The organism is Rhodoferax sp. GW822-FHT04A08, assembly GCF_058801025.1.
In genome coordinates, this window is the sequence record NZ_JBXAMW010000003.1 from 74,283 (window position 1) to 91,865 (window position 17,583).

A 17,583-nucleotide genomic window follows, 5' to 3' on the forward strand; every position below is an offset into this window, starting at 1 on the left:
GAGCAGTGCCTCAGGTCAAGCCAGCCATCTGGTCCATCAGCCGCAGCAGCTCAGCCATAGCCGCCTTGCAATTGGCCGCCACCGGCGTACCGGCTCGCAAGGCCTCCAGGGCGCGGTCTAGACTCCTGTCGATCACATGCCAGTCAGCCGCCGCGCGCGGCTTGAGTCCGGCCTCAGCCGAATCCCACGCAATTTCCAAGTCTTTGATGCGAGACTTCGCACCAGCGAGATCCCCTTTGTCGACCCGCAAGGCCACATCGGCAGCGACGCTACGAAAGTTCGCCAGATTGCCTAGCTTGGATACGGGGCCAGCCAATGCTACTGACAAATCTCCGCTCAAAACCGGAAGCAGGTAGGACGTGCCAAGGGCAAGCAGGGTGAGGGCAACTGATGCACACATGTTGCCAATGGTGGAATATTGGTTCGATCGCTTCATAAACTAAAAAAGTTGCGGTGAATAGTTTCTTCAACTGCTGGTCAGCAGACCGGAATTCAGAGATCGGCGTTGAGCCATGGCGACCAGGGTGGCGATTGCCGAAAGGAATATTACGCTCGTCCATTGCGCGCCCAGACCCAGGCCACCGTACTCTCTGGCTTGCGACAGCCAGTCACCCAGCGCCGCCCCCAATGGTCGGGTCAAGATATAGGCGATCCAGAAGACCAGCACTGGCTGTGCGCCCATTCGATAGGCAACATAGGCCAGTGCGATCAACGCGCTGAAAACTCCCACACCCAGCTGAAATCCCAGGCCCACGGCCTCGGTCGCCAGGTCTCCGGCAGCCGTTCCCAGGGCAAAGGTGCACAGAATGGCTAGCCAATAGTAGGTCTCCCGCTTGCGACTATCGACGCTGTTGATCGATAGCGTGCCTTCGTTGCGGTACCAGAGCCCAAAGGTCAGCAACAGCAAAGCCAGGAACACCGCCGTGCTCACATACAGGCTCACGCCCAGCCCATCGGTAAGCGCGTCTGTAATTTGGGTTCCCACCACGCTAACCAGCACCACAGTCAGCCAGTACAGCACCGGATGGCAGCGACTGGAGCGCATTTGTAAAAATAGAGAGCAGGCCAGTGCACCCAGCATGGCGATGCGGGTACTGGTCTGGCCAAAGCCGGCGTCCACCGCCAAATAGTCGGCGACCGTCTCCCCCACCGTGGTAGTCATGATCTTGATAAGCCAGAAGCTCAGCACAACGGCGGGAACTTTGTTGAGGGACTCAGCACTGATGTTGAGGAGATGTTTCATATTGATTGGTGATTTGAATACGGTACTTGGACTGAATTTGCCAACGCAGACTTAGGCTAGGCTTAGCAAGCTCAGCCGCGTATCCAGCCGCGCCGGATCAGCGGAGCAAAGAGGATTTGGTGCAAGGCCGAGGCGCAGCGGTACATCGGCCCCACAAACCAGCGCTCTTGACGAAAGCACAGGTAGGCACAAAAACCTGCAACCAGTGCCGCACCCACCATATCCAGCGGGAAGTGCACGCCCAGGTAAATGCGCGCCCAGGCCATGGGCAAGCCTAGCAGGGCAAACACCTTACCTGCAAGGCGAAGCCGCTGGTGCCACAAGAAGCTGAACGCTATGCTCCACATCAGCGTCAAGTGGTCGCTCGGAAAAGAAGAGTCGGCCACGTGGGGAATAAGCTGGTGACCGAGCTCCATTGCAAATGGACGTGGATGATTCCACATAAGTCCCATGCCTTGGGCCATCAACAGTCCAGACAGGCCCGAGGCGGTGGCCACTAGCATCAGCTTGCGAAGTATCTCATCGCCCAGCATCCAGCCCACAAGTAACACCAACGGCGCCAACCAGATCATCTGTTCGGCCAGAAACTTTGCAAGCAGCAGGACATTGGCATTGGGGTTGGCCGGTGCATTGAGCAGCAGAAAAAGCGATACATTGAGTTCTTGCATGGTGTTGGGTTCGCCCCATCCTGAGACTGATGCTCTTTGGGGGGCGCAATGGATCAGTCTGCTTGGTCGGTGCCATCGTCTAGGTCCACGCGGTCTTCAGCAAATGAAAGAACGGTTCCCTTGTCAGCGTCAACGCGGATATCAAAGACCTTGGCATCGCTGACCACCTCGACGTCGTACGCCCAACCCGATACAGTCTTCTCGTACTCCGCGTGTGATGCTTTGCCACGGCCCGCCTGCTCTGCGACTGCAATCGCCTGGGTCATGGACACCTTGGCCAGTTCGATGCTTTTGGCATCGTTCTGTGCAGTGTTTGTCGCGTAGGCAGTGGCAGCTAGCGCCAGTAAAACCGTGACCGAAAGGCCAATCTTGGTGTAGTTAAGCATGGCATTCTCCGTTGAGGAACACGCAGGTATTTGCGTGATCCGGAGAATATGAGCCCAGACTTAGCTGACACTGAGTAGTCTAGGCTGACATGTTATACCGATGGGTGATTGGGAGATTAAATGGCTTTTAAAAGAACCCAAAAGAAGCACAAGACAGGCAAACTTGGTGCTGATACTCGTAACTTGGTGCTTCTAACTGCAAACCCAGTCTGGCGTGCACTGGCGAAGGATCCAGTTTCACAGGAGACCCAGACACGCATTGGCTTGGCGGGTCGTAAGGCACTGTATGCGCTGACCAACGGCGAGGGGGAGTTTGAGCACTTCAGAGAACTGGTCGTCACCGCCTACGCGGGCGTAGTTTTGGCCGAGCAAGGATATGGCGTTGACTTGATGGACGACTTCCATACAGCATTGGACACCATACTTGCATGCCGACTTCGGGCAATTGATGGTGTTTCCTATAGCCTTGATACGCAAGATGCCGCCTATGTGAATACGCTTCTGGTACTTCATGAGCAGCAGATGCAGCTAGCCGACAAGGCCGAATTGGCATCGGCAATCGTCGAAGGATACCGACGTTCGCAGGACATGCATTGAAGCATTGCGTGTCGATAGGGCTCACGCAAAACATTGCCACGACCCCGTTCAGGCAGTACTGTTTACGGCGGGTATGAGGTTTGTCGTTATTGAGAAAATGCGGTGACTTCACCTTCGACGCTCAGAATCACTTCATCACCGACTGCGGGAGACATATATCCCGGCAATCGAGCTGTGACCACAACGCCATTTACCAGGAGCTGTAGACGGACCAATGCATCATGACCATTGAAAGAGACACTTATCGTTCGGGCCACCATGGGCCTGATTTGATCAGGGCCGGGCGCTGCGTCATCTGGTCGAACACGAATTTGCTCTGGGCGAACAAGCATGAGAACACTGCCGTCGGGTGTGCCTGGCATCGCCTTCAAAGTCCCTAGCGCGCACCGAATAGTTCCCTTCTGCGAGGTTCCTGGCAGAAGCACCGCTTCGCCAACAAACCTTGCCAGATCTTCAGTACAAGGCCTGCGGTAAATGGCTTGAGGCGTATCGATTTGAAGCAACTTTCCATCCAACAGTACTGCCACCTGGTGGCCCATCGAGAGAGCTTCCGATTGATCGTGCGTCACCAACAAGGCCGTAGCTCCAGCCTCCTGCAGCGCCTTAGCTACTGCGCTGCGGGTCTCTGCCCGAAGTGACGCGTCAAGCGCGGAAAAAGGCTCATCCAACAAAACCAATGCAGGATTCGGTGCCAAAGCTCTAGCCAACGCCACGCGCTGCTGCTGCCCGCCTGAGAGCTGCTGGGGCGCACGGTCGGCAAAGTGGATCGGCAAACCGACCAGTTCCAACAACTCATGGACCCGGTGGCGTGCGCGGCGCTCTGCGCGCGCAAGTCCAAACACGATATTGTCGGCTACTGACAAATGAGGAAACAGAGCGCCCTCCTGCGCAACGTAACCGATATGGCGTTGCTCCGGTGGCACATGGACATGGGGCGCGCTGACCACGTTTCCTGCGATTGAAATGGTGCCAGCATCTGCACGCTCAAAACCGCACACCATGCGCAGTAACGTCGACTTTCCAGTGCCTGACGGTCCCAAAATCGCTGTCAAACTACCAGATGTCACGTGCAGATCAAGATTCTTCAAAATTGGCGCAGTTCCGAAGTATTTCGCCAAGCCCTGGATGTGTAGTTCTGCCATCGCGATCCTGTTTTTATTCAAAAATATGCACGTTGTTCAGAACAGCGCTTCTGCCGGCAAAAGCCGTCAGGGCCCAGGCCGATGCCAGTGAAATAGTGACCAAAATCGCAGCATAGGGTGCGGCCGCCGCAAATGCCAATGCGGATGTATCTGCCCAAATCTGAGTCGCCAGCGTGTCAGTCCCAATGGGAGCGAGCATCAGCGTAGCGGTCAATTCCGTCACCACGGCAATGAACACCATACACGCGGCCGCTCCCAGGCCGGGCGCGGCAATCGGCAATACCACACGCAGCAAGACGCCCAAACGGGTTAGCCCTAGCGAGCGCCCCACATGCTCCAATCGCTCTTCTGCTTGCAAAAGGGAAGCTTTGACGCTGACGAGTGCTAATGGGAGAAACAGGGTGGAGTAGGCTACCACCAGTAGAAACGTTGACTGGTATAGAGGCGTCAAAAAATGGATGGTCAGGGACACCAGTGCCAGTGCAATGACAACTCCGGGAATGCCCTGCGCCATAAAGACGACGCGCTCCACCAGCGTTGACAGTCGTCCGGGGTACCTGGCCATGAGAAACCCGATAGGAATGGCCAGTACGATAGTCAGTAGCGCTCCGGCAAGCCCAAGCCCAACAGACGAGAGGGTTGCCTCCAGCAGCAGTTGCGGTGACACCTCGGCGGGCGTTACGGCTGCCTCGCCATGTTGCAACATCCAAAAACCAATAGTTCCCAGTGGTACAGCAAGTGTGACGACAACCAGCAACATCCATGCGCACAACACCGGCCAAGTCCAAGCTCCCAATTCAACACGTGGCAATGCGCGCCGGACGCCTTGCCCCAGCCGTTCGTAGCGCGCATGACCGTGTGCACGGTGCTCCGCAGCCAAGCAGACCAAGCACAGGACCATGAGAACACCGGAGAGCATGGCAGCACCGGAACCATCAAAGCCGACGCGGTATTCTGCAAATATCTCGGTTGTGAAGGTATGAAAGCGCAGCAGTGCAAACGCACCGAACTCTGAGAGAGTTCCCAGTGCCACCAAAAGCATTCCGCCAAGCAGTGCAGGCTTCAATTGCGGCAATATGACGCGGCGAAAGCAGGCGAGTTTTCCTAATCCGAGGCTTCTAGCGGACTCTTCCAGTGCCGGATCCAGATTGCGCAAGGCAGCCGCGACGGGCAGATACACCAGAGGAAAATAAGCACTGGAAACGACTAGCAAGGCGCCTGCGAAATCTTGCAAGCTGTTGCTGATCGACACCCACGCGTAACTGGTAATGAACGGGGGAATGGCCAGTGGGACAGCCACCAGGACACCCCATAGACGACGCCCAGGCAGATGGGTGCGCTCGATGCACCAAGCACAAGCGGTTCCCAGCACCGCACAAACCAGCGGCGCGCTCAGTGTGATGAGCAGCGTGTTGGTGGCCAAAGACAAGACGATTGGGCGCCACAGGAGTTCCACGGTCGTCGCCCAACCGAAATCCATGGCCCGCCACAACGTCATCGCCAGAGGAATGAAAATCAGCATGGCAATGGCCACGCTGACCACGATCAGGTTGAGTGGAATTTTGCGTGTAGACACCCTATACGCTGGCGTGGCGTCCGTTGAAGAGGACATCGGAGGAGGGCTACAGCAATCCCGCCGCCCGCAAGAGGCGCGCTGCCTGGCTGTTGTCGCCCAATTTTTCGACACTAAGTTGGGGCGGATTCAAGTCCTTGAAGGGTTTGAGCAACTTTGACGACGTGGTACCAGGGCGCAAGGGATACTCATAGGTAATGCTGTTGGAGGCAAAGAGTGTCTGGGCGCGTTCGCTAATCAGATAAGCCAGAAACTTTTGTGCCGCTTCATTGTTTTTCGAGCTTTTAAGTACACCCGCCCCACAGACATTGATCAGGGCGCCTACATCGCCATTGCCGAAATGGTGCAGCGCGCTGAACATGCCTTTGTCCCCCAATTCGGTTTTCAAACGCGCCCAGTAGTAGCTATTGAGCACCCCCACCGCGACGGAGCCGCGATTGACTGCCGCCGCGACGCCTTCGTTGTCGTCGAACATTTGTGCGTTGGATCGCAGGCCTTTGAGCCAGGCAAGAGTAGCAGGCTCACCCTTGAGGGCCAGTACGGCACTGACCAAAGGCAGGAAGTCACCGTCAGAAGGGGCAATGGCAAGTTTGCCTTTCCAAGCTGGGCCAGACAGGTCCATCAATGAAGCGGGCAAGCTGTCGGCATTCGCTAGTTTGAGGTTGTAGACCAACACGTTCTCGCGCGCCATGACTCCCACCCATTGACCTTTGGCTGAACTGAATTGGGCCGGGATGTCTGCAAGCGTCGAGGATGCTACCGGGCTCAACATGTCTCGGCCTTCAAGTTGCATCAATTCAGGTGAATTGGATGCCAAATAGACATCAGCAGGCGAGGCCTTGCCTTCGGCTACCAACTGGGCCGTCAGGGCTGGTCCTTCGCCGGAGCGAATCTTGACGGTAATGCCACTTTGCTTTTGAAAATCTGCTGCCAACACTTTGACCGTCTGGGGATGTTGTGCGCTGTACAAAATCAGCGTCTCAGCATGGGTCAGAGTCGACTGAAGCAGCGTAGTCACCCCGAAGGCTGCCGTTAAAAGTATCTTTTTCATTTTCAAATATCCATTTCAAATTTTTGCAATGCGACAAGCTCGTTAAGACTCAAACAGAGGTGCTCCGATGTAGCTACCTTCTTTGGCACCTGGAGGGCATGCAAAGATGCCACTACCCACATGCGTGGTGTACTGGTTCATCATGTCCTGCATGGACAGTGCCTGATTCACACGGATGAAGCTGGTTCGCGGATCTCTTTGGTATGCGGCAAAGAAGAGCCCCGCGTCATACAGGATGCCTTGGCGCCATGGTGGCCAGCGTTCTGCATAGGCGCTTGCGCCATCGTTGTAGGAATAGCCCCGGCGTAACATTTGTGCACCATCGTTTTGTTGATGCGATGCCACCCGCGCGTGCGCAGTTTCCGGAATCACAAGCTCTCCATCTGCATTTTTCGCATCCAGATCGAGCGCGTCATGCTCGTGCTTTTTGCCCAAGGGTGCACCACTCATTTTGTGACGACCAACGACCTCCTCTTGGAACCCAAGCTTGGTGCGGTCCCAGTGTTCCAGTGCAATGCGAATTTTTCGTACGACTTGGTAAGAGCCGTTTTGCATCCAGCCGCCCTCGGTGCCGACCCAGACGTGCGTGTTCATCAGAGCTGGATCTTTTACTGAGGGGTTGTTGGTTCCGTCCTTAAAACCCATCAGGTTACGGTCCCCGCTCACGAAACCGGACTGCATCCAGCGCAGAGTGGCCACCCCATCGGCCATATTGATGAGCTGACGTACTGCGAGGAACGCCACTTGTGGGTCATCCGCGCAGGCCTGGATGGAAATGTCACCACCACAACGCTCAGGGATGAGCTGGTCGCCGTTGAATTTGGGCAGATCAACCAAGGCTGCTGGCCGCTTATTTGCAAGTCCATAACGATCTACACCGTCGCGCGTGAACATGCCGGGCCCAAAGCCAAAGGTAATGGTGAGACGAGCGGGTGCAAGTCCCACGGTTTCTGCAGAATCAACCGGAGCCGCGTCCAGATCGTCCTTTAAAGCAAGCCCTGTGTCGCCTTTAGCCATGCGCTGCGAGGCTAAAGTCCAGCGCTTCATGAGGGTAACCAGGTCACTGCGTTTTTCGGTAGTCAGGTCGAGTGCCACAAAGTAGATGTGCGCCTGTTGCGACGTCAGAATGCCACTCTGGTGTGGTCCCCAAAATGGCTCCACTTTTGACGTGGTTGTAGGTGCTGCCGCGACCGCCGCAGGAGCGGCGGTCATGGACAAGGTCGCACCGGCCGCAGCAGCAAGGCTGCTACCCAAGAGGCCTCGGCGTGTCAGATTGAGTTGGTTGGTGTCGTTCATTTGGCAATCACCAGCATGTTGACCTCATCTTCGACATAGTAAAAAGCCGTTCCCTCCAAATTCATGGCGATACCGAAGAGATCGCCGTTGCCTGGAGGCGTTTGTGCTTTGTTGTTGTCAATCCACTGGGCGTAAATTTGCGTTCCAGTTTCCGGGTCAATTTCCACCACTTTGCCGTTGCTGCCATTGACAACCAACAAGTGGCCATTGGGCACATTGGTCATCGCCAGCGGCCGAAGCAATAGCCCGTCATGGGTCAATGTGCGACCGATACCGGCACTGGTGGTACGGGTGGTGGCTTCCCAGATTTCGCTGATACGGTTACCCAAGGCGTCAGATACATATAGCTTGTCGTCTCTTCCTAGCGCCAGTCCGGTCGGCCCGATCAAAAACACCCCCTTGTCGGCTTGTGCACCAAAGCCACTGGCCACCACCGTTTGATTCTCAATGCGAGGCTTCTGACCTTCTGGGATGGCTAGCTCAATGCGAAGCACCGTTGACTGGTTCACCACCGGTGGCGTCCCCTTGGAGCTGCCCACACCAAAACCGGCGTTGCTCACGAACAGCGTGGCCGTGGATCCGTTGTCAATGACCGCCATATTTCCCCACGGATCGTTGATGTTCGGACCCGCCCAGACATCTGCAACTTTTCCGTTGGAATCCAGCACGATGAGGCAACCCGCCCCCTTGGTGTCGGTGGTGCCATCGTTGCTGGGCGTGCTACCTACGATCACCCAGCCACTTTTGAGCACCGTCATGGCAGTCCCCAATCCGACACCACCTGGACAGCCTGCAAGGTCACGTGGCAATTGCGCGAACAAGGACATCTTTTTGCTGATGGGGCTATAGATCACAATGGTCGTGCCCAATCCTTGCAGATTGGCCGCATTGTTGAAGTTGTCAACCAACACGTCGCCGCGTTGGAATAGCCCGGAGCTCACGGGTGCGACGACCACAGCATAGGGGTTTTGGTCACCGTTGTCGGGCACCATCGATGCCAATGGCGTGTGTTTGTGGATGGTTTCTAAAAATCCCTGGGGGCCTTCAGCGTGGGCCAATGGCGCGACGGCTACTAGAAAAGCTGCATTAACAAGTAGGCGCTTGGCGTTGCCAAAACGTTGGCATATTGAATCTAAAAAACGCATGGTCAAACTCCGAAGTCTCAAAAGGTAATGTTGGTGCGCAGACCCAGGACCCATGCGTTGGGGATTGGGCTGGTCTGTGAGGCGTCGTTGGGATTCACAGCACCTGCGCCTGGATTGAGCGTGTACTGCAAAGAACCCTGTACTTGCCACCAAGGCGTGACTTGGTACTGGTAAGTGGCCTCAAGAAAAGTCTCACTATCCCGCACGGGCTGGCTAGTGCCATTGAAGGCGTTGGTATCCCTGTCCAGCGCGACCGTATGGTTGCCAACTTGCACATAAGCGATACCCAGACCTGCCACATCGTTGTCACGGCCATCGAAGGGTGCATTCATGGTGATTCCCAGGTTGGCGCTCAAACTGATCAGGTTGCGGTCGCCTGGTGCGGTCATTACGCGAGCAAACACATTCACAGCCCTTGAACCATCTTCGCTTTCACGCCAGACCATTTGGTCAGCCACCGCATAGAAGCTGTAGTTGCCTGCGTGCTGCATGGGATTTCCGCTGCTGGCCGGATCGGCTAATGAGAGTCCACTGGCGTCCAATCCGGTATCAGCAAAGCTGGCGTCGTGGTACCAGGCGCCTATCTTGTAGGTTCCAGGAAGCCCCGATTTATGACCTGTATCGATTTCCCCCATTTCTGGTTGATTGCGGCCAAATTGCAGCTCAGCGATGTACAGCGTACCGCCGGACAGGCTGAAGGTAGTACCGGTATCGTTGACCTTTTGGGGATCCTGGGCACTGGTGCTGTTTGCCGGATTGCCGGCATAGGCGCCGGCCAACAAGGTGATTGAGTGGCCCAAATTCGCACGTAAACGAACGCCTAAACCCGAGAGGGGAAAGGCGGGGCCGCCGGCGGGCATGTCATAAGACGGAACGGCAGGCCAGCCGAACATCGTTCCCATGAAGGTGCCCGCGTACTGGCTGACCATAAATTCCTGGTCAATACTTTGCTGCCCGATTCGGATATCCACCTTGTCGTCCAACATCTTCTGCTGGAACCATGCCTCCCACAGTCGCAGTCCAGGGTAAGTCTCTGTACCGCTTGCAGTTTGCAGACTGCCCACATAGTCAGCACTGAATGGGCGACCATGGATCTGCAGTGCACTGACGTTAAAAGTGCCTCCGTCCCAAGCGCCCGCTTGTCGCGTGTCTACGCCCACTGTTAGTGTGGTGACGCCGTGGTACTCCTGACCCGATTTGAGGCCACCGTTGAGTGTGCCCAGGAGCTCACTGGTTTCTGTCAGTCCCAGGCTGATTCCGGATCGCCCGAGTTGACTACGCAGTCCACCAATATCTCCAAATAGGCTGGTGCGGGTCCACACCCCAGTCCATTGACTGTCGGGAGCGGACTTGATATCCAGGTCTTTTTCTGGAAGCTCAGCAGGCACGATGAGTTCATTCGCCACGGCAGCGGAAGACGACGTTTCCTGTGCGAGCGCGACTTGGCCGGCCAACCCGACGGATATGCAGACTGCCAGCGCACGAAAGGCGGTGATTGGGGTCATGAGTGCGGTTGATATTCGTAATGATAATGATTCGCATTATAGATTGAGTTGTCGCAGTTACCGTCTCGACACGTTGCTTTACACAACTTTGTATTGGTACTGCCAACAGCAGGCCTGACGGCATTGATGTCCAATACGTCAACGCAGACTTCATGGGGGCGGTGTCGACTTCAGCGAATCTTTTCCGTGTGACTCAGAACAGCAACAGGAACATAATGACCCGGTACGCACCGCGCACACTGCTTGATTTCAGTTTTTGGGACCAGTTTTTCTTGGGAGACGGGTATGACAGGCGTAAAAAATCAAACCGCTATTGACGTCCTTAACCAGATCATGGAATTGGAGTTGGCGGGGGTAGTGAAGTACACGCACTATGCGCTGATGGTCTATGGCTACAACCGTATCCCCATCGTTTCCTGGCTTAAAGGGAATGCCGTGGAAGGACTCGGGCATGCCCACAAAGCAGGTGAGCTGGTAACGCTGTTGGGCGGTCATCCTTCTCTGAAGATTGGAGCGCTGCTCGAAACCGAGAAGCACGACATCGGTGACATTTTGCGGGAGAGCTTGGAGCACGAAAAGAATGCCTTGGCTGCCTATTACGAACTACTCAAGGTGTCAGAAGGCGATTCCGTTTTGCTGGAAGAATATGCTCGCGAGATGATTGTTCAAGAGGAGCTTCATCTCGACGAGGTCAACAAAATGCTGCGAAAGCCCGGCGATGTGGAGCCATTTAGCGAATAGTGTCTACCCGCTACACCGTGGCACCTACCTGATCTGCATGTAACACGCGTATAGATATCTTCAAGAATTTCCGTGGCCGAGTCTGTCTGCGTATGACGACGCCACCTGCATTGTGCAGCATTTACTATGCCCGAGGAATCTGCTGGCGGACAGTACTGGTGTAGGTAGCCTACATACTCAATTTCGGCGGGAGATGAAGCAGCTTTCGAAACACGAGTGGTGCGAATGCATGACCCCCACACACCCAGCCCGTTCCAGACAGTCGCGACCGGTGAATTTGTGCCGGATACCTTGAAACGAATTTGCCTTGAACAAAAAAAAGTATCTGTTGTTGTGTGTTGCCAGTGAACGGGGGCTTTATTGCTCCCACTCACCAGCAACACCCAAGGGCGACTCAGCAGCATGCCTTTGCTTTTGATAGCTTTGCGTGGTCACCATGATGGAATAGTGACACGCCCGTCGGCCATTTGAGTTGACCTACAGATTGAAGCCGCATTTCACAGCCGCTTCGTTGTACATGCTGTAGGTTATCAGGGCCTCTTCTCCAATTTCTTTGCGCAGGGCGGCGAGCCTGGCGTCCGTACATGCCTCCACTTTTGGGTCTTTGATTTCAACAAACCCTTCGGAAATCGCTTTTTCGGCGGCAGCAGACAGCTTGCCCGTCGGTGCTGGTGCCGGTGTTGTTGCTGGCACTGGCGCAGATGGGCTCATGGCCTGTGCTGCACCAGCATTGCCATTGGCAGATGCTTGAGCGGAGCTGTTTGGATTGAAGTTCGCAGGTACATTGGTGCCGATGCTCTGCGGGTACTGATAGGGAACGGGGTTCTTCAGGTACGGAATCAGCATCCCGCCGCAGGCAGCGCCCACGACGATCAAGCCAATGACCTGCGGCCCCATCCGCCAAAATATCTTGATCCACAGCAAGCTGAAGAAGCCACCGGTGGTCCACACCGCAGTAGGGCGCACAAAGTTGCAAAGCGCATTGCCAATCAGCGCTCCAATCGTCCCGCCAATGGCCGTGACGATGAAGCAAAGCACCGCCGAAAAAAAGCCAAAGTTGTACTTCGGATTCACAAACATCGCATAGGCCGCCAGCGCCGCAAACGCCATGGCGGCAATGCCCCAAACAACCACCGTGGCCTTTGGGTTCTGGTCTTGTTGCTGTGTTACGTCTATGTCTTCCATTTCGAATAGTCCTTCAAAGTAAAAAAGTTGAGTTGGTTGGTTAAAGCGAATGCGCTGCTGTGCGTTTCGGGGGGAAGGCCATGGGGTGCATACCGTTGTCCCAATGCAGGCCAGGTGATGACAGGCTCCCTCCCAAAAGCTTGCATTCGGAGATCATAAAGGGTTTCAAACACCGTGGTATCAAACACCTCTTTTGGTAACGATCAGGGGAATGTCCAAAGCGGCCCCCCGTCCCAATTCCTCAGCCAAGCTGTCGCTGCGCCAGGTTTTTGCACGAAATATCAGGCTAGTGAGGGTGAACGCCGGTATGTCTCAGGAAGCCATGGCAGATGAAGCGGGGCTGGACCGCGCCTTTGTGGGAACGCTGGAGCGTGGGCAGCGAAACATCGCCATAGATAACGTCGAACGCTTGTGCAAGGCCATTGGCGTGCCCGCGCACGAACTCATGGACCCGGACCTGCCCCAGCGGCGCGGCCTGGATGTCACCCGCACCCGTTCACCACGCACGGTCCGAGTGCACGCCATCACCCGGCGCTGAATCACAGGCTCAGAACGAGCAACCCCTGCAGGCGTACCGCAGAGGCCTTGCCGTCCAGGTGCCGGTAATGCAGCCCGTGTCCTGCAGAGGCAGGCACCGTACGGCCCGCTTTCCCCAGCAGTTCCAGCCGGGTGTTGTGGCAGGTTCCCCAGGGTTCACTGGCTGTGGGGTCCAGCAAGAGCAGGGTGCGGACGTGGCCGGCAGTGGAGTCCATCTCCACCCCCGTGACAGTTGCCCACAGGCTGGAAGTTGCGCTGCAACACTGCACCATGCACATGTGCCCATGTTGTACCGCTGCGCCCGCAGCACTGCCGATGGCGCTTGTCTGCCCCGATTCCACCAATCGCATGCGAATGGACGCCTCACCCAGATGCATCTGGGCACCGTCCATCCAGCGACCGTCTTGCGTGAAGCTATAGCGGGACACATGCGCAGCGGCCTGGTCAAAGGGAAGCCTCCCTAGCACCGCCACACACTGCGCCAGACAGGACGGCCCACTGTCAGAAGTTTGCATAGACACCGGGTTACCCAATGGCAGATTGCGGTAACGGCGTCCAGAAGCACCCGACACGGGGTACTGCACCAGCGTGTCAAAACGCAGACCCTTCGCAAAGATGTGCAGCAACTGGGTCATACATCCCCCTTGCCGGTGTGGGTGCCTTCAGAGAGGTAGCACATCATCATGATGGTCCTCCTGTGGCTACAGCACCATTGCCAGCCCCACTCTTCAACGCCACAGTCTTTGCATCCAGCTTGTCCTTGAGCGTCCGGTGTGCTCTGGGTGTTCTGGGGGCTGTGGTCTGTTGACCGTCTGGTGCCGGGTAGAACTCCTCCAAAACAGCAGACGCGTCCTCATCCGTGTCCGTGAAGAACCCATTGGCAAATCCTCGCCGTGCCGCATCGTCCAGCGCTGCCTGGTCAAACCCGGCAGCTTGGCGCTGTGCATGCAATGCAGAGGCCTGGTTCAGGGCCTCTTCGGTTGTAAGGCCAGAGCGCAAAGTCGCGTCCACGTAGTAGATGGGTGTGCCGTGGCTTTGCGTGGTGGACTTGCCCCTGAGCTTCAGTTCCAGCGGTAGGCATGAGAGCTTTCCACCAGACATTGCTTTGAAGTATTGCAAGCGCGCCGCCAGGGTGCGAATCGAGTTGTAGCCCGTGGTGCGAAACACAAAGCTGCCCGTGGCATCGTCATCACCCAGGGTCACGTTTAGGCGTCCATAGGGTTTGCAGGCCCCGTTTGCGCCAAACGTGCACACTTGCGGTGTGGGGCATGGCAGTGTCTCCAACCCCTGGTGCGTCAGGCGTTGGCAGGTCTGCCCGTCCCCGCTGCACACCTGTCTGCCGGTCCTTCTGTCAAACGCGGTGTACGCTGCCCGGAAATTGAGGTCCGGGTCATCGAACATTACCCGCACCGGAATGGACCGAATCTTGCCGCCCTGGGCCTTGCGCAATGTTTCATCCATCGGGTGCTGCAGCCAGATGCCGCCCCGAATTTGCACCTGAGTCGAGATCGTGAACTGGTCGTCCTTCTCGGGCAATCGCTTGCCCTCGCGCTCAACAACCTTGCCGATGGAGATGCGCCCCAGCACGGGCGGGGTAATGGCAAATCCCTTGATCATGGTAAATCCTTGGTATCAAAAGCACATGCCCGCCCCCAATGACATTGCCGGGGCGGGCACAACAACCCCGGCAACAGGGGCTTAGGGTGTCAGGAAAGAAGCACTACGCCGGTGGCAATGGCCAGATCGGCCATCGCGGCGGTAGCGTCAGCACGCTGTGCCCCTTCACTGCACCAGAAACCGCCTTGAACCGGACTTGGACAGGCTGTAGCGCTGCAGCAGCTCGGGATGGTCTTTGAGCAGCGCTTCGGTATCCAGCATGGAGCCGTCCTTGCTGCGCTTCCATGAAACAGAACCCCCATCAAACACGGCCCTGGAGGCATCTCCCATGCGTTGTTGAATCCGCTGCTTGAGTTGGGCTTCCAGTTCCTCGCAGGTTTGCAGATGCGCCCGTATGGCCAGGAGGTCGGAGAAGGTGGCGGACATCACCAGGTCATGGGTGAAGTCCAGTGTCTGACCAGAGTCCTGCGGGTACAGGCAACGCAGCGCCACATCCGCAGATTCAGACCCATCGGCGGGTGGTGGTTCATCGGTTTGCACATAGCGCCAGAACTGTCGCTCCAGTTCGATCAACTGCTGGATCATGGCCTCATCGCGCTCGATGCGGTGAATCTGCAATTCCTGCCCGCAGATCAGCACGGCCACATCTGCCGCTTGTTTGCCGGTGACAGAGAGTTGGTGACAGATTTGCAGCCGCACATAGTCAGGTACTCCGTCTTTCCATAGCTTGGCACCTTCCCGACCTGCGGTCTTGCATTCGAGGATTTGCACTTCGGGGTCACCCAAGACCTCGCGATCAATGTTTGCCAGCATCCAGGGTTCTTCGGGATGCTGCAATACCGCGTTGACCCTGCGTACCCGGTTGCCTGTGCGCTTGACATAGAGTGACGACACGATGGGTTCCAAGAGGTTCCCAAAAAACACTGCACTGGTGTCGTCAGTGGGGTCTGGTTTAGGCAGATCGGCATCCCGCCCCGTCTTTATTGCCCACAGCGCGATCTGTGAAACATACGGATTGAGGCCAACGGCTGCTGCCGCATCGGAGCTGCCAATACCACCCTTGCGAACAGAGAGCCATTCGTCGCGCAGCATGTCGTGGGTCTTGACCAGCTTGAGGGCCGGTCGGGAAGCCGCGGGTCGAGAGGCCGCAGATCGGGATGCCCCCGGTGGAGGGGCTTTCATGGGGTGTTTCATGGTGAGTTTCCAACAAAATGCCCCGCGCAGTCCGAAGACTGGGCGGGGCTTACGACGCAGGGTTGCGGGGGAGGGGGGTAATGGTGATTGGGTAGGTCGCTGCCCTCAGGACACCAGTTGCAGGGCTTGATCCAGGGCGCGCTGCTTCAGTGCAGCACCCTGGCCGAACCACGAACTATCCAGGCGCGACTCGCGGGAACGGGCCTGTTTCTGGTGGTCTACAAACTCAGTCACCGCATTGAGCAAGCCCCAGGCAGTGCCGTTTGCAGACGACAGTTCCGAGCCTTTACCCTGTCCTTCGTAGAGCGCCTGCACGCGCTTCAGGGCACGTTCATTGGAGAGGCCCAGAGCAGGGTCCGAAAGTCCGTCTGTCTGGCACAGCACCTTCAAGAAGTAGTTCATGGACTCATGGGTCTTGACCTTGCGCTCGGAGAGCGTCTTCATGGCGTACATAAAAGCATCCCACTGTGAAACTGCAACACCCAATTGCTTCTTGACTGCCTGCGCATCAAACTTGGTGCTGTGAGGTACCTTGATGGCACCTGTTGCGCCATTCAGGGCGATGGTCAGCGTGTTGTTGCAAACCACCCGGATCGTGGTGGGGGTGGCCGTGGTTGCCAGGGTGCCATCGCAGGATGTGGCCAGAAGCAGGTAGCCGTTGACCACATCACCGCCCTTGAGTGCAGCGGATTTGCCGGTTTTGGCCAAGGCCCAGAACTTGCGACCTTCCTTGAGAACCCCTGCGGTCTCCAGAGAAAAACCGGAGACTTCGGACAAGTCCCGGTAGAACTCCAGGATGTCACGGGGTTGCACGATTTCGTAGCGGTCGGAGACCACCGACAGGGGGGCTTTGGTATCGCTGCGGTAGAGGACCTTTTGGGCATCGAACGAAATGATGCTGCCCAGACTTCCCGCCTGTTCAGTCATGTAGCGCACAGGGCTGGAGCAGATGTTCCAATCCATGCCGGCAGCCTCGGCCCAAGCGGACAGAGGCTGTTTGGGAGGGAGCGCATTGCCAATTCCATGCCATGGGGCTGTTGTGCCCGCGTATGCCATGGAGGTCACGAAATGTGCCATGATAAAAATTCCTTTTTGATTGCGTTGCGACAGCACCATCCCCGATGGTTTAGGGGTGACGGGTGTCAGTGATTGAAATGAAGAGTGAAAAACCTGTGAGAAAAAGTGACTGCGCGTGTTTTACTCAGCGCTTGCCTTGAAGCGGGAGCCGCAGTCCAGACATCGGTAGTTGTTCAGTGCGTTGCTATCCACGGCCTGTCCAAGGGCCGAACCAATGGCGCAACCCGTGGAGCCGCCAATCAGTCCACCAAGGACAGCGCCAGCAATGACACCCAGCAGGGCACCGACCGGGCCAGCAGCTGACCCCAGTGCGCCGCCAATCTCAGCGCCACTGATGGAGCTTGCGATGCCGCTGGCTGCACCTGCGACCGTACCAATGACGCTGCCAGTCTTTTGCGCTAGGTCACGGGTGAGCACGCGACTGGAGTAGCAATAAGGGCAGGGTGGGAGCATCGGCCTGTCTCCTACAAAGCGTGCAGTTGAGGCAGAAAGAAGGCCGCCGCTACACCTGTGATAAATGTGAGGAGAAAACAGATCAGTAATTGGGCAGGCAAGGAAGAAAGTGGCATGAAAAAGCTCCTGTAAAAAGTGCAGCAAAAAAGAAGGCTCCAACCCGCCCAGGACGA

At 56.6% G+C, this 17,583-nt stretch carries 19 protein-coding genes; 3 read left to right on the forward strand and 16 right to left on the reverse strand.

Annotated features, from left to right (window positions below; translation table 11 throughout):
• Nucleotides 1-10: 10 nt before the first annotated feature.
• The 4 genes from AC1RMF_RS07540 to AC1RMF_RS07555 form a co-directional block, all read right to left on the reverse strand.
• Entirely contained in the window at nucleotides 11-436 is a 426-nt protein-coding gene (locus AC1RMF_RS07540) for a hypothetical protein (protein ID WP_493140914.1), read from the reverse strand.
• A gap of 30 nt (nucleotides 437-466) precedes the next feature.
• A complete protein-coding gene (locus AC1RMF_RS07545; protein ID WP_493140916.1) occupies nucleotides 467-1,243 on the reverse strand; it encodes a COG4705 family protein in 777 nt (258 codons plus the stop codon).
• Between the two features lie 71 nt (nucleotides 1,244-1,314).
• Nucleotides 1,315-1,911 carry an undecaprenyl-diphosphatase gene (locus tag AC1RMF_RS07550; protein WP_493140918.1) on the reverse strand — a complete coding sequence of 199 codons (597 nt, stop codon included), beginning with the start codon at nucleotides 1,909-1,911 and terminating at the stop codon, nucleotides 1,315-1,317.
• A gap of 53 nt (nucleotides 1,912-1,964) precedes the next feature.
• A complete protein-coding gene (locus AC1RMF_RS07555; RefSeq protein ID WP_493140920.1) occupies nucleotides 1,965-2,297 on the reverse strand; it encodes a PepSY domain-containing protein in 333 nt (110 codons plus the stop codon).
• A gap of 120 nt (nucleotides 2,298-2,417) precedes the next feature.
• Between AC1RMF_RS07555 and AC1RMF_RS07560 the strand changes: the two genes are divergently transcribed.
• The gene (locus tag AC1RMF_RS07560) at nucleotides 2,418-2,894 is read left to right on the forward strand and encodes a hypothetical protein (RefSeq protein ID WP_493140922.1); all 477 of its coding nucleotides are present in this window, start codon (nucleotides 2,418-2,420) and stop codon (nucleotides 2,892-2,894) included.
• Between the two features lie 86 nt (nucleotides 2,895-2,980).
• On the opposite strand, the gene AC1RMF_RS07565 is transcribed toward AC1RMF_RS07560, so the two are convergent.
• From AC1RMF_RS07565 to AC1RMF_RS07590, 6 genes are read right to left on the reverse strand one after another with little or no spacing between them, the layout of a single operon-like run.
• Nucleotides 2,981-4,036 carry an ABC transporter ATP-binding protein gene (locus AC1RMF_RS07565; protein ID WP_493140924.1) on the reverse strand — a complete coding sequence of 352 codons (1,056 nt, stop codon included), beginning with the start codon at nucleotides 4,034-4,036 and terminating at the stop codon, nucleotides 2,981-2,983.
• A 13-nt stretch (nucleotides 4,037-4,049) separates the two neighbouring features.
• Complete coding sequence (locus AC1RMF_RS07570; protein ID WP_493140926.1) at nucleotides 4,050-5,648, reverse strand: ABC transporter permease; 1,599 nt, start codon at nucleotides 5,646-5,648, stop codon at nucleotides 4,050-4,052.
• Between the two features lie 10 nt (nucleotides 5,649-5,658).
• Nucleotides 5,659-6,660: an extracellular solute-binding protein gene (locus tag AC1RMF_RS07575; RefSeq protein WP_493140928.1), complete on the reverse strand. Its 1,002-nt coding sequence runs from the start codon at nucleotides 6,658-6,660 to the stop codon at nucleotides 5,659-5,661.
• A gap of 42 nt (nucleotides 6,661-6,702) precedes the next feature.
• On the reverse strand, nucleotides 6,703-7,956 hold the full coding sequence (gene efeB, locus AC1RMF_RS07580; RefSeq protein ID WP_493140930.1) for an iron uptake transporter deferrochelatase/peroxidase subunit: 1,254 nt from the start codon (nucleotides 7,954-7,956) through the stop codon (nucleotides 6,703-6,705).
• Complete coding sequence (locus AC1RMF_RS07585; RefSeq protein ID WP_493140932.1) at nucleotides 7,953-9,101, reverse strand: NHL repeat-containing protein; 1,149 nt, start codon at nucleotides 9,099-9,101, stop codon at nucleotides 7,953-7,955. Before AC1RMF_RS07585 ends, efeB begins: the two co-directional genes overlap by 4 nt.
• A 17-nt stretch (nucleotides 9,102-9,118) precedes the next feature.
• Nucleotides 9,119-10,507: a carbohydrate porin gene (locus AC1RMF_RS07590; RefSeq protein ID WP_493140934.1), complete on the reverse strand. Its 1,389-nt coding sequence runs from the start codon at nucleotides 10,505-10,507 to the stop codon at nucleotides 9,119-9,121.
• A gap of 384 nt (nucleotides 10,508-10,891) precedes the next feature.
• Here AC1RMF_RS07590 and AC1RMF_RS07595 point away from each other — a divergent pair, with 384 nt between their 5' ends.
• Entirely contained in the window at nucleotides 10,892-11,347 is a 456-nt protein-coding gene (locus AC1RMF_RS07595; protein ID WP_493140936.1) for a ferritin-like domain-containing protein, read from the forward strand.
• A 477-nt stretch (nucleotides 11,348-11,824) separates the two neighbouring features.
• Here the strand turns inward: AC1RMF_RS07595 and AC1RMF_RS07600 are convergent, their stop codons facing one another.
• Nucleotides 11,825-12,457: a hypothetical protein gene (locus AC1RMF_RS07600; RefSeq protein WP_493140938.1), complete on the reverse strand. Its 633-nt coding sequence runs from the start codon at nucleotides 12,455-12,457 to the stop codon at nucleotides 11,825-11,827.
• Between the two features lie 286 nt (nucleotides 12,458-12,743).
• On the opposite strand from AC1RMF_RS07600, the gene AC1RMF_RS07605 reads away from it, so the two are divergent.
• Nucleotides 12,744-13,070, forward strand: coding sequence for a helix-turn-helix domain-containing protein (locus AC1RMF_RS07605; RefSeq protein ID WP_493140940.1), 327 nt, complete (start codon nucleotides 12,744-12,746; stop codon nucleotides 13,068-13,070).
• Between the two features lies 1 nt (nucleotide 13,071).
• On the opposite strand, the gene AC1RMF_RS07610 is transcribed toward AC1RMF_RS07605, so the two are convergent.
• The 5 genes from AC1RMF_RS07610 to AC1RMF_RS07630 form a co-directional block, all read right to left on the reverse strand.
• Nucleotides 13,072-13,704, reverse strand: a complete 633-nt coding sequence (locus AC1RMF_RS07610; protein WP_493140942.1) for a hypothetical protein — start codon at nucleotides 13,702-13,704, stop codon at nucleotides 13,072-13,074.
• A 46-nt stretch (nucleotides 13,705-13,750) separates the two neighbouring features.
• The gene (locus AC1RMF_RS07615; protein WP_493140944.1) at nucleotides 13,751-14,686 is read right to left on the reverse strand and encodes a recombination directionality factor; all 936 of its coding nucleotides are present in this window, start codon (nucleotides 14,684-14,686) and stop codon (nucleotides 13,751-13,753) included.
• 165 nt (nucleotides 14,687-14,851) lie between these two features.
• Entirely contained in the window at nucleotides 14,852-15,868 is a 1,017-nt protein-coding gene (locus tag AC1RMF_RS07620) for a YqaJ viral recombinase family nuclease (protein ID WP_493141279.1), read from the reverse strand.
• Between the two features lie 117 nt (nucleotides 15,869-15,985).
• Nucleotides 15,986-16,957, reverse strand: coding sequence for a DUF932 domain-containing protein (locus tag AC1RMF_RS07625; protein ID WP_493140947.1), 972 nt, complete (start codon nucleotides 16,955-16,957; stop codon nucleotides 15,986-15,988).
• A gap of 120 nt (nucleotides 16,958-17,077) precedes the next feature.
• A complete protein-coding gene (locus AC1RMF_RS07630) occupies nucleotides 17,078-17,410 on the reverse strand; it encodes a hypothetical protein (RefSeq protein ID WP_493140949.1) in 333 nt (110 codons plus the stop codon).
• Between the last annotated feature and the right edge of the window lie 173 nt (nucleotides 17,411-17,583).